Consider the following 11,970-nt stretch of genomic DNA (forward strand, 5'->3'; position numbering starts at 1 on the left):
ATCGTAGCTTCTAGATTTAGTTCCATCGATTTAAGCAACAAAGCCAGGTGAATACCCAGTGCCTGCCCCTCTTTAATCATCTTGATTAAGTTGATATTGCGTTCAGTGTACACTCGGTATTTACCTGTTCGAGAAACAGTCAGTAGCCCAAGTGATTCATATAGCCTGATCGCCCTTTGCGTTGCCCCGGATAATTCAGATGCTTGCTTTATAAACACATTACCTCCACCTTTTTAAGTGCGAGTGAAATTATCGCCATATTAGCAAATATCAATCCGCTTAAGCATATTAACTCCCAGAGTAAGATACCCAACATTAAAAAATAACATTGGGTATCAAATTTCAACACCAAGACATTCAGATAACGCCCTTTTTATGCGGCAATATTCATTGATTGAAACGTCAATATCGCCTTTAAAGAGATTGGTGATTTCAACTTACGCAATAATAATCTGCGCCAAAATGTAACCCATCACACAGCCACCGATAACGCCAATTAACCCCACAGACATAAACGAGTGGTTGAAGTACCACTTGCCGATTTTGGTGGTGCCGGAGGTATCGAAGTTTACAGTTGCGATATCTGACGGGTAGTTAGGAATGAAGAAATAACCGTAAACCGCTGGCATCAAACCAATCAAGAGTGCAGGCTCCAAGCCCAAACCTAAGCCTACCGGCAATAACATACGCGCGGTTGCCGCTTGCGAGTTAACAACCACAGATACAATGAACAGAGCCAAAGCAAACGTCCATGGGTAGGTGGTTACCATGTCCAGAATGCCTGCCTCAAACTGTGGCATGGCGTATTTGAAGTAGGTGTCTGACATCCATGCGATACCGAAAATCGCAATCGCTGCCACCATACCGGATTTGAATACTACGCCGTTTGGAACGTCGCGTGGGTCGGTGTGCGTTGCCAGTAGAATGACACCACCAAAACACAGCATCATCATTTGAATGATAACGGACATGCTGATCGGTTTCGCCGCATCACCAATGGTGCGGATCTCTGGGATCATCGCGATAACCACAATCGCCACAATCGACGACAGGAAGATCAACACAGCATTACGCGCAGACGTCGGCAGTGTTTCATTCAAGGTCGTCGCAGTGGTATTCAGAATGCGCTCGCGCCACTCTGGATCTTTCATACGCGCTTGGTATTCAGGATCGTCCTCCAGCTCCACACTACGTTTCATGCTGTATAGCGCAGTCAACAAGGTACCGAACAAGGTCGCTGGCACGGTTACCAACAGAATCGACAACAAAGTAATATCAGCTTGAATGTCCGAAAGCTGCGCTAGGTAGTACACCACCGCCGCTGATAGCGGTGATGCGGTGATCGCGATTTGAGATGAAACGGACGCTGCCGCCATTGGGCGCTCAGGACGAATACCGTTTTTCAACGCAACGTCCCCGATGATTGGCATGATGCTGTAAACCGCATGACCCGTACCCAGCAGGAAGGTCATCGCATACGTCACGAACGGCGCAATCAAGGTCACGCGTTTTGGATTCTTACGCAGTAAACGCTCTGCCACTTGCAACATGTATTTCAAGCCACCAGCGGCTTCTAGAATCGACGCACAGGTAACAACGGCCAGAATGATCAGCATGACTGTGACAGGTGGTGATGTCGGCGGCATCTGGAATATAAACACTTCGATAACCAGACCAATACCCGAAACAACACCTAAACCAATGCCGCCATATCGGGAGCCGATATACAGCATCAAAAGAAGAAATAAAAACTCTAAGTACAGCACTTTCTCACCCCAAAAACTAAAACAACTGACAATATTGTCAGCCTAAATTTGCAGGAAAAAACACCCCCTCATCACAGTCCTAATTGGTTAATTTTTCGAATCTTTTTAATCTGAGGCTGACCGCATTTACGAGCATATTCGTAATGCGGACAAAGACGATTTGTGATGAATCTGAAAGCAAGGAGAAACCATTTCGTTAACCGACATCCATAAAAATGTGATGTGTATTTTTAGGTCACTTTCCATTGGAGGCGTTCGTACCTCGACATAATCACTCGTTAACAATAAATCTCTTTCGTTTCAGGACGTTTCATTTTTGTTGCGTGGCACAAAGGAGAACGGTAATATCCGGCCAATTTTTCGGGCATGGCAGTCTTTTTGGCCATTCTCGGCAGCAGAATTCTCGACACATAGGTCGACACATAAATTCGGCATTGCCGATATATACTCAGGGAACTTGTTGTCTCTCTGACATGATTAATGCGCCCATAAAATGGGCCTTTGGAGGTGGAAACCGCTAATGAAAAAATGGTCTTCAATTCTGGCCAGCACTGCGTGTGCAGCTGCTCTTTTCTCTTCGTCTGCAATCGCAGCAAATGATCAACTCATCTTCGCTAACTGGGGTCCTTATATCTCGACCGAACTGAGAGAACAGTTCACTCGCGAGACGGGCATTAAGGTTATCTACTCAACGTACGAGTCGAATGAAACCCTTTACGCAAAAATGAAAACACATCCAGATGGGTATGATCTGGTCGTGCCATCCACCTACTTCGTTGCAAAAATGCGCGATGAAGGCATGCTCCAGAAGATTGACCAAACCAAGCTGAGCAACTTTGCTGAGCTGGATAAGAACTATCTTGATAAACCGTTTGATCCGAACAACGACTACTCTGTTCCTCACGTTATTGCGATGACGGGTTTGGCGGTAAACACTGACATGTATAACCCTGATGACTTCAAGAGCTGGGCCGATTTATGGAACCCAGAGCTGGAAGGTCAAATCATGCTGATGGATGACACGCGTGAAGTGTTCCACATCGCACTGCGCAAGCTGGGTTACTCGGGCAACTCGACCGATCCTCAGCAGATCGACGAAGCCTACGAAGAGTTGAAGAAACTGATGCCAAACGTACTGGTATTCAACTCTGACAACCCTGCGAACCCTTACCTGTCTGGTGAAGTAGGTCTGGGCATGCTGTGGAACGGTTCTGCCGCGGCAGCACAGCGTGAAGGTTTACCCATTGAATTGGTATGGCCTGAAGAAGGCGGTATCTTCTGGGTAGACAGCCTGACTATTCCGAAGAACGCGAAGAACGTGGAAGCGGCACACAAGATGATAGACTTCCTACTTCGTCCGGACATTGCAGCGAAAATCAGTGCTGACACCGGTTACCTGACGGCAGTAGAGAAATCTAACTCAGCATACAAAGACAACCCAACCCTGTTCCCACCACAAGAAGACATCGACCGTGGTGAATGGCAAGACGCGGTTGGCAACCTGACAGAGAAGTACGAAAACTACTTCCTGCGCCTAAAAACCGGCGAGTAATAACAGAGCCGCTCGCGATGAGCGGCTTTAACTCTATCTCCACCGCATCCTTTTATCCCATCTCACTTTCCTATAATTTTGTTGTTGACCCGTCTAGAAGTGTTGGGTTGATACTCCGACCTGCTCCAACGACAAACAAGGTTCATCATGCTATCTGTCACGCAATTGGCTCGAAAAACCGGGATTTCCCGAACCACGGTGTTGTATTACGAACGGGCGGGATTGATCACCCCAACCAACCGTTCTGATAACGGCTACCGATGGTATGGCGATAATGAAATAAAGCGCTTAGAAACTATCGTCGCGTATCGTGCTTATGGGTTGCCAGTCAGTGAAATAGCCAGCCTGTTGGAACACAACGACACAGTCACGCAGGAGGTTGTTCTCAAAGAACAGTTCAATGCGTTGGAGTTGGAGATCAAAAAACTTCGACAACAGCAAAAAGCGATTGTGTTGCTACTGGAACAAAACATTCAATCGGAGCAAGACATGGTTAATAAAGATCGCTGGGTAGCAATTATGGAAGCTGCAGGTTTCACTGAACAAGACATGCACAACTGGCACATTCAGTTCGAGAAAATGGAACCGCAAGGACACGAGGACTTTCTGAAGTCGCTAAGCATTAGCGAAGATGAAGTGAAACAGATTCGCCAGTGGGCGCAAGACAGTAAGACTCTGTCTTAATGGAAGCGATGCCCCCAACCATGGGCTGGGGGCATCAGTATCATTACAGGTTAAAACGCCTGAGTAACCTTTCGCTTAATCGCGACCGTATACACGCACGCCTGCAGAGGAATTTTTCGACTCGCCGAACACTTCCAATTTCTTCACACAACGCTTGTACGCGAACTTACGCCAATCCGTCGTTCCGTCTTCTTTCACTTTGCGGTGGAAACGGATAGTTTTGGTCTCACCGTTGTTAAAAGTGACTACCACTTTACGAAGGTGTAGGTCTTTTCTCGCTTCTACTTGAATCGCATCGGTACGACGGCAAACCAGCAATGGAATTTCAGCACCGTGGTTTGCATTTTCAAGCAGGATTGTTCTTCCCAATGTGAATTTGTCGTCTGCATGCGCTGCAGAAGAAACACCCATCAGGCCAGTTAAAACGCACATTACAGAGAGCAGCGTTTTCTTATTCATCGTGATCAAATCTCAGTCAATCAAGTTTACTTAGAGGGATCGCCCTCGAACGTGGCGGAGTGTAATCCGAGCCTGATGGTTGAATGACAATTTCCTGCAAATTTTTCGACAAGACACGAGACTATCTATTACACAGCCCCATACGACATAACTGCCTAAAGTCTTTCGGGCTGATTTCCGTATGCCGTTTGAAGAACTTCGTCATATTGGTGGCTTCATTGAAGCCGAGTTTTGCAGCGATATCTGCGATGGAATATTGGCTGAACGCCAGTAAACGTTTTACTTCCACCAGCACGCGATCATCCACTAAGTCTTTCACGCTGTCACCGGTGTTTGAGCGGGCAAGCTTATCCAATTGCTTAACGCTTTTTCCCAGCGCGAGTGCAATGTCCATTGTGGACGGGCGCTCAGCAAAGTGCGCTTCTACGTATTGCTTCAAGCGGACAAAGTCGGTATGCGCATTCGTCGTCAGTGGCATACTTTGAACTGCTAAGTATTCCGGTACGACGCATTTGAGCAATACCGCTCTGAGCAAGCCGCGGATGATTTCGGCCTTAAATTCAGAGGTGGATGAAAATTCCGCGGCGAGCAAATGAATCATTGCATCCACTTCTTCCCCTACATCGGAAATGCGGTTTATGTGTGTAATGGCATCCAGCATCAAGTCAACATGTGGATCGTCCGCGCCATTCGACAGGTATGAACAATTGAATGGGATCACGAAACCATCAACAGTGCGCGATTGCGCGAAGCCGTGGATTTGATTACGGCCAATCGTGATCAAGGTACCCGGTTTCAGAACATACATTTGGTGATCAACGTAGTGGACGCCTTCACCTTCTGTCACGTAAACCAAGGCACTAAAATTCAGTCTGTGAGGCCTGGAAACATCTTCCACGCCTCTTGTGGCATACAATTCAGAAATGCGAAATCCGTTCGGATTTACCAGTGCGACTTCAGAACGCATGCGTTCAACAGGGATATTTTTTTCGACCATGCAAAGCTCAAAAGGCACTTAGGTATCCCTAAGTGCCGACATTATTATTGTTGTTTTTCGGTATTACTCATGCAACGAAGATCAGTACATCTCTTCCTGCATATCCTGCGCCATTTGCTTGAAATCCACTTTCGGCTTTTCAATCACTTCCACGGGTTTAACATCGATTTGGCGGCTAACCGTATGAATGAGGCGATGTTCGCTTTGTTCTTCACTCAGTTCCATGACGTTAGACATTAATTGCAGCAATATCAGCACTGTCGCCGCACAAAAGAAAACAAACGAGAGTTTCTGCCTCATTCTGTCCCTTCCTTACGCACACGCGGTTGACGGTTCTTTTTCTTCGCTTTGTTTTGCGTCTGCTTAAACCAGTTTTTATTGAACACAATGAAATCTGTCATCGCGTTAATTGGGCACAAGCTCTGACACCATGGACGACGCACGATCAATGAGGTTAATAAAATCATGACCGTTAATACGAATAGGTACATGCCGCCAATCATGCCAAAAGCAATACCAAAGGGTTCATACACAAAACCGGCGGGGTTTCGGAAATATGCGCCCATACACAAGGTAACAATCAGAAGTGCGCGCGGCATCCAGACAAAGAAGCTATGACGCACTGGCGATGCCTTGGCCTTACCCACTTTCGCTAAACACTGTTGAACTGCACCAAACGGGCACAAACTCTGACAGTAAATATTGCGGTTGTAGTAAAGGATGTAGCCGATACTCAGTACCAGCAGAATAAACGGCGTGTAGTTTGCGACACCCGTTAACCATGAACCGAAAATCAGGCCACCCATTGTCGATGCCGAATACAATGCTGCAGCATGGAAGCCGAATACCAACGTTGATCCCGCTAACAAGACCGCATTCATCTTCGCTTTATGCGGTGAGCGGGTTTTATTTACCCATACAGCGGCAACAAAGAACAGAAGCGCGGCTGCATCTAGCCATTTGAAATAGGACAGTGGCGACGATTTCTCCGTCAGCTGGTAGCTAAATAGCTGCTGTCGAACGGGATCAGCCGCTAGGTTCAATGCTGAGGTATACGCGTCTGAAGTCAGGGTGGCACCCGACACACCGTCTACGTACAAGGCTTTTCGAATATTTTGTTTCAGCAAGGCTTCTGGCAGTTTCTCATCGACCACTTTTTCAAAGTAAGACGAGGTTTCTTTGGAAGAAAGTAGTGAGATGGTTTGCACTTCACCATCCGGCATAAACACGCCACCGACAGTGAGCGAGCCACCATAGCCAATACCTGAGCCGAAACTAATCCATTTTATCGCGTCCAACTTATCGGCGTTGTCGCCGAGTGGAACGACTTTATACAGCTGAGGGCTAACCTGTACGATTTGCTCTCCACTGTTTGTGATATTTTCAAAAAATTGTGTCTGCGAATTGTTGGTGCGCAGCCCACCCAGAAACCAAGCCAAGATCAGAACAATCACGGAAGCGACGCTCAATATCTTCTCAAGGTTCTTATTTCGATTAGCGGGTTTCTTATTCGTCATGATCTATGCAGATCTCAAGCGATCGATTCCATCGAGTACACTTGAGATCTGTTCCTATATAGGTTACACCGTCACGCTGTTACAGCGTTGTTTTTGGTTTCAATGCAAACAACACTCGCAGGATCACGGCACCCGCAATAATAAGTGCTGTACCAACGAAACCAAGGAAGTACCAACCAGCAAAACCTTCGTTTTCACCCAGCAAGGTGAATGCACCTGCAACGGTGAGGACAAATGATGCCCACCAACCGCCAACGATGCCCCACTTCCACCAGTTCATGCCTAGGTCAAACTGTTTAGCCCATTGATTCGCACCAGCAAACACCAGCACTTGAAGCGCACCGAATGCCATCCAGAACAGCGGGTCCAGTACTGTAGATTGTGGAAACATTAAAAGCCCTCCCAGTTACCGTCATATTCCCAAGTCTTCTCGACCTTGAGGTAGTTCTCGCTGCGCATCCACTCTGGCGGTTGGTGATAACCGGCAAAGCGACCGCCATTCCAATCGCCGTGATACGCTTCGGCTTCTGGGTAGTAGAAGAAGTTATGCTGCATCGCGAGCAGCGTTTTACGTGTCATACCCGTTGGGTCACGCGGATCCGCTTCTTTCACCAGTGCGTGAATCCAGTTGTTCTTACGGGTGTAAGGACAAACTGCAATACACACACGACAACCCATCGCGGTTTCCGTTGGGCCTTGACGCCACATGGTCCAGCAACTGTCTTGGTTAAATTCGAACTTACGGTAACCACGAACCACTGCGTCAGGCTTATCGGCCTTGCTGATAGATTCGCTCGGGCAAGAGTCCGCACAGATCTTACATTCTTCACAGAAGTGCTTAACTTTGGTGTCGATTGGCTTGTCTGCTTCCAGATCCAGCTCAGTGATCACCGCCGCCAAGCGAATGTTTGGACCCAACTCTGGTGTCAGAAGAATACCGTTACGCGCCGCTTCACCCATACCCGCTTTAATAGCCAGTGGTGGAACAACGATTTCATAATCAGAACCTGGCCATTGCGGACGTGCCGCATAACCTAGCTCACCAAGGTAAGCGGCCATCAGACCAGAGGCATTTTTCGCACGGAAGTAACCATCGTAAGAGGTCGAGTAACCGATCGCGGCATACATTGGATCCCAGTTCATTGGGGTACCGAAAATGATGACGTTCTTCCAGTGCTTAGGAATGCTTTCATCCCAATCAGGCATACCGCGCATGGTGTTTTTAAACACGAAGTTCGGGTCCATTTTGGTGATGCCAACAATGCTCATGCCGAATTTAAACGCCATCTTCTTGATGAGTTCAGAGGCATGCGCTGGCGATTTAAACTCTTGTTTAGCACGTTTAACCCACTGGAAATCCACCACATCTGGGTGACCTTCAGGCCTAGGCGGGAAGTTGCTCATATTGCCGCGCATGTATGCAGCGGAATACGCCCAACCTAGTGCAAAGCGAGAACGGTGGCTTTCAAAATTCGCGGTGTGCTCTGCTTTTTCTTCAAACGATTGGCGCATGTCAGCCCAGCGCTCTGGGTAACGTGAGTAGTATTCACGCACTCGCGCGTCGGGAATGTCGCGCCAGTCATTCGTTGGCACCCAGCCTTTTTTCATTTCAGCAGCGAACACACGAGTACGGTGGAAAAGGAAATCGCTCCATTCTGGGCGTTCCAGTTTACCCGCCACTTCCATGGTTGGTGCTACATCTACACGAAATGGTTCACGGTTGAAGAACATGTCGTGACCAGATTCAGTACGGCCCCAGCCCACGTTCGCATCAGGATCGCGCCCCAAAACGAAGCCAGCACCCGCCGCTGCACCAACCGTAACGGTTGCTGCGGCAACACCGCCCAGCTTCAGAAAATCACGGCGTGAATTGCTCTTAACGCCGTCATGATTTTGCGTATTCACATTTGCTCCAGATAGTTAGGATAATTCAAGAACGTCGATGCTCAGCTTTTTCTTGATCGTGTTGAGTTCATCGCGGTAAGTAATTTTGTAACGGGGTGCAAGACGGTTGAGTTGCACCATGACTGCTTGCGCCTCGTTCCATCGTTCGGTGTGGAAGTAACACAAGAACAACTGCTCCAGTGACCACTCATCGTTCGGTTCGAAGACGCGAAGCTGAACAATGTCTTCTTCTAATTCGGCATAGAGCTTGAGGTCCGCTTTCACATGTGCACGAATGTTCAACACATCAAAGCTTTCTGGCTTATGTGCCAAATAGTGATTCAGTGCTTCCAATGCTTCTTCCAAACGACCACTTTGATGCGCGGCGATACCCGCCAATCGGACCAATTCCATGGAAGAAACGTTATGTTCAAATGCGGCATTCACCCATTCATCAGCCTTCGCTTTTTCGCCCAATGCGATGTAACTGCTGATAGCGGTGATATAGGTAGAAACGAGCGAGGTATCTTTACTGAACGCCAGTTCGGCATTTTGAGCGGCTAAGGCAAAGTCACCGTTTTGGTAATAGACACCTGCAAGGTTTTGGTAACCACCAACAAAGTCAGGTGCTGTCTCAACGCTTTGCTCAAAATAATGAATGGCGTCTTCAGTTTGTCCTTGAAAAAGGTAGTTAAAGCCAAGATGACAAAGTGTCATGGCATTCTCAGCATTCAACGAAAGGGATTCTTCAAAGGCGGTTTTTGCCATGTCGTAATCACCGAGTTGCTGGTAAACCAAGCCGCATTTGCACGTATATTCATCATCAGAAAGCAAGGATTTGTGGGCATTGATGGTGACCATTGCAAGCTGACAAAGTTGCGCCGCCATCAGGGTTTCAAACAAAAACGTTAGGTGTGATTTCATCAACGACAAATGCTGTAACACGTCACTCATCACCAGCGTGAACGCTTCGTGTTCCAGCCAATCTTGTTGATTTTTCTTTTTTGCTGTTTCGTCGGTGACGAACTGGGCACTGAGGAACATCAATCGATCATTCAGCAGCTCAACAACGTCACTTTCTTGAGGAAGCGTTTCGATGTTCTGTTGAATGTATTGATAGAGCTCTAGCCATTTGTTGCTGATCATTGGGGAAATCCACACTGCAAATTCGTGCTCAATTTCCTTTATTAACAAAGTGGTCAAAAGGTACAAATCCCCCAAAAACAGGTAGAAATTCTCCCTTTGAAGATATTTATGATTTTGATCAATATATTGATATGGCTCGCATTGGTGCGTCAGAACAAAAACGATATCAGAAAGATGGCTGCGTGTTGCGTACACGTTAAAAGGTCTGGAGATAGAAGCGGCTGTGGAAACTCTGCACAAGTAACCGCAGTATTCAATTCACCGCTTTCGTGGGGTAATACACCTTTAGGGCCAGAATAGCTCTGACCCTATAAATGCGGGCTTTCTAGATTAATGGCTAGTCAGCCGATACCTTCACAATACCGCCTGTTGTGCCTTGCCAAAAAACGCGCTGAAACCCAACATTGCCCGCCAGTTGAAGCGTATTAAACAGATTACCAGCTCCCAATGTCTGACTATGCAGTGTTTCACCCGTCGAATACTCTATCGCAGAGAACGAATATTCGTCGTCTAAACGTTCAACGGTATACACCAGCTTATCGGAAACAGACAGTTTAGGTACCGCGGCTGATCTTGCTGCGTTTGACCACTGAATATGACAGTTTTCGCGGTTGCCTTTTTTAGCGCCTTTCCCTGGCTTGTAGCTGTTTCTAAGATCAATACGGTGCATACCTCCCTCAATCGGCGCAAACGAGGGGACTGATGGAGGCAATACATTGTCGATAGGATACGGATAGCCATATGTCGATGAAATAATCACGGTACGACCAATGGCTATTGGCGAATTTTCACTGGCAAAAACACCCCCATATGCCGGAACGTCAACGCTGCATAGTAGGGCTCTATCTGGGTTTTCCACATGCGCATCATAAATGAGTACACGCTCACCATCATCAGCATTGTCTGCGATGGTCACAAACTCAGTTCCTGAAACAGGACCAAAAAACGTAGGGCTCGATCCTGTGCCATTAGACAATTTTCCCGGCTTGCGGTATGAGCCAGAGTCATAAGGCGCATGCAAAAACACGTCTACTTCGTCGTCATAATGCAAGATATACAACGCTTTATTCGTCGCGATTGCTGCTTTACCGTCTCCTGAGTTGGCAAAAGAATTGTGCACGGTTTCATTTTCAGCCAACTTAATGCTTTCCATTTCGTTTTCTTTTGGATCATACCTTCCGACTGTCGCTTTATCAGTCACAAACCAAATTGCACCAAGTTCATCAATATTGATCGCGTTAATAAATTCTCCCTTAAGAATAACAGACGACAAGTTTCTCTTTTTCTTTTGTTTAAAATTCCACACGCCTTGTTTATTGCTCACTGCTAACCACGTGATCGACCTTGCCCCATCAGCCATCACCAACTGGTCTTTCGCATCAAGAAAACCATAAATTCCACCCAAGGTTGACCCAAGCTCCAATCGAATACTCGCCAACACATCATTGGAATGATGGTCTATCAAATAAACCATGGGTGACTGGTCGGAAAAATCACTACAAACAGCAATAATATTTCCATCTTTTCGAACAAGTACGGTTGAACAAACGCCGTTTAAATAGATAAAGTCGCTACGAATAGCGGCATTTCCTGGACCGGATAAATATGTTGTGTCTGACGCGGCGGGATCACCATGCATTGCAGAAGCGCCATCCAACCCAGACGCAGGGTGGCTTTGTTGCTTAATTCGGTTGGAAGACATGGCAGCCTAAAGTTGTTCGGTTCTTAAGCAATATACTGAGTTTCAGGCATACCCAGTCCTGTAAGCTTGTTCAGCGCTTTGATCATAGCGTAAGTCTCGCCAACCCAAGCATTGTAATTTCTTAGGCTTAATTTCCCACCTAGCAGCTGTTTTACTCGGTACATTGCTGTCTCTGATAGTGAGCGCTTGTGATAGCCATACCGCTTTTTCCACTTCTTGTTGAAGCCGTAGAGCTTTTGACAACCTACTGCTAAATTGCGAGG

The 11,970-nt window shown here is 47.1% G+C and carries 12 protein-coding genes and 1 pseudogene; 2 read left to right on the forward strand and 11 right to left on the reverse strand.

Features of this window, described 5'->3' with window-relative positions; translation table 11 throughout:
• Both B5D35_RS20445 and B5D35_RS20450 read right to left on the reverse strand, forming a co-directional pair.
• The coding region (locus B5D35_RS20445; RefSeq protein WP_139367816.1) for a MerR family transcriptional regulator at nucleotides 1–218 on the reverse strand (218 nt) is incomplete at its 3' end.
• Nucleotides 219–437: 219 nt separating this feature from the next.
• Nucleotides 438–1,766, reverse strand: a complete 1,329-nt coding sequence (locus B5D35_RS20450) for an anaerobic C4-dicarboxylate transporter (protein WP_078754343.1) — start codon at nucleotides 1,764–1,766, stop codon at nucleotides 438–440.
• A 520-nt stretch (nucleotides 1,767–2,286) separates the two neighbouring features.
• Here B5D35_RS20450 and B5D35_RS20455 point away from each other — a divergent pair.
• Nucleotides 2,287–3,318 carry an extracellular solute-binding protein gene (locus B5D35_RS20455; RefSeq protein WP_078754344.1) on the forward strand — a complete coding sequence of 344 codons (1,032 nt, stop codon included), beginning with the start codon at nucleotides 2,287–2,289 and terminating at the stop codon, nucleotides 3,316–3,318.
• A 147-nt stretch (nucleotides 3,319–3,465) separates the two neighbouring features.
• On the forward strand, nucleotides 3,466–4,002 hold the full coding sequence (locus tag B5D35_RS20460; protein ID WP_078754345.1) for a MerR family transcriptional regulator: 537 nt from the start codon (nucleotides 3,466–3,468) through the stop codon (nucleotides 4,000–4,002).
• A 75-nt stretch (nucleotides 4,003–4,077) separates the two neighbouring features.
• Here B5D35_RS20460 and B5D35_RS20465 read toward each other — a convergent pair whose 3' ends face one another.
• From B5D35_RS20465 to B5D35_RS20510, 9 genes and pseudogenes are all read right to left on the reverse strand, one after another.
• Nucleotides 4,078–4,461 (reverse strand): DUF2541 family protein, encoded by a 384-nt coding sequence (locus tag B5D35_RS20465; protein WP_078754346.1) that lies wholly within the window; start codon nucleotides 4,459–4,461, stop codon nucleotides 4,078–4,080.
• A 121-nt stretch (nucleotides 4,462–4,582) separates the two neighbouring features.
• A complete protein-coding gene (locus B5D35_RS20470) occupies nucleotides 4,583–5,458 on the reverse strand; it encodes an AraC family transcriptional regulator (RefSeq protein ID WP_078754354.1) in 876 nt (291 codons plus the stop codon).
• A gap of 81 nt (nucleotides 5,459–5,539) precedes the next feature.
• On the reverse strand, nucleotides 5,540–5,758 hold the full coding sequence (locus B5D35_RS20475) for a hypothetical protein (RefSeq protein ID WP_078754347.1): 219 nt from the start codon (nucleotides 5,756–5,758) through the stop codon (nucleotides 5,540–5,542).
• Complete coding sequence (locus B5D35_RS20480) at nucleotides 5,755–6,975, reverse strand: FMN-binding protein (RefSeq protein ID WP_078754348.1); 1,221 nt, start codon at nucleotides 6,973–6,975, stop codon at nucleotides 5,755–5,757. The genes B5D35_RS20475 and B5D35_RS20480 overlap by 4 nt, the downstream gene beginning before the upstream one ends.
• Before the next feature lie 79 nt (nucleotides 6,976–7,054).
• On the reverse strand, nucleotides 7,055–7,366 hold the full coding sequence (locus B5D35_RS20485; protein ID WP_078754349.1) for a hypothetical protein: 312 nt from the start codon (nucleotides 7,364–7,366) through the stop codon (nucleotides 7,055–7,057).
• On the reverse strand, nucleotides 7,366–8,880 hold the full coding sequence (locus B5D35_RS20490) for a 4Fe-4S dicluster domain-containing protein (protein ID WP_078754350.1): 1,515 nt from the start codon (nucleotides 8,878–8,880) through the stop codon (nucleotides 7,366–7,368). Before B5D35_RS20490 ends, B5D35_RS20485 begins: the two co-directional genes overlap by 1 nt.
• A gap of 15 nt (nucleotides 8,881–8,895) precedes the next feature.
• On the reverse strand, nucleotides 8,896–10,005 hold the full coding sequence (locus B5D35_RS20495; RefSeq protein ID WP_078754351.1) for a tetratricopeptide repeat protein: 1,110 nt from the start codon (nucleotides 10,003–10,005) through the stop codon (nucleotides 8,896–8,898).
• 337 nt (nucleotides 10,006–10,342) lie between these two features.
• Nucleotides 10,343–11,707, reverse strand: a complete 1,365-nt coding sequence (locus B5D35_RS20505; RefSeq protein ID WP_078754353.1) for an NHL repeat-containing protein — start codon at nucleotides 11,705–11,707, stop codon at nucleotides 10,343–10,345.
• A 23-nt stretch (nucleotides 11,708–11,730) separates the two neighbouring features.
• A pseudogene (locus B5D35_RS20510) lies at nucleotides 11,731–11,970 on the reverse strand (IS5/IS1182 family transposase); the annotation flags it as partial.

It is taken from the genome of Enterovibrio nigricans DSM 22720 (genome assembly GCF_900167155.1).
Lineage (GTDB): Bacteria > Pseudomonadota > Gammaproteobacteria > Enterobacterales > Vibrionaceae > Enterovibrio > Enterovibrio nigricans.